The organism is Bradyrhizobium lablabi (genome assembly GCF_001440475.1).
Taxonomy (GTDB): Bacteria; Pseudomonadota; Alphaproteobacteria; order Rhizobiales; family Xanthobacteraceae; genus Bradyrhizobium; species Bradyrhizobium lablabi.
The window spans coordinates 328508-328713 of record NZ_LLYB01000046.1 but is presented as its reverse complement, the minus strand read 5'-3'; the positions used below and the strand labels follow the sequence as shown (position 1 = coordinate 328713).

Below are 206 nucleotides of genomic sequence, written 5' to 3'. Positions count from 1 at the left end.
GGCGGCCTCGGGCAACTACGCGCTGACCTATACGGGCGACAACCTCACCGTCACCCAGCGCGCAATCACGGTGACGGCGGACCCGAAGAGCCGGGCCTATGGCGACGCCAATCCACCGCTGACCTATCAGGTCGGCGGCGCGGGGCTCGTCAACGGCGATACACTGTCGGGCGCGCTGGCGACATCGGCGACCACCGCGAGCAACA

The 206-nt window shown here is 68.9% G+C and carries 1 protein-coding gene; it reads left to right on the top strand.

What is annotated here, in order from left to right; translation table 11 throughout:
* Positions 1-206: MBG domain-containing protein (locus CQ14_RS44465; RefSeq protein ID WP_199805455.1), on the top strand; the 206-nt coding region annotated here is incomplete at both ends.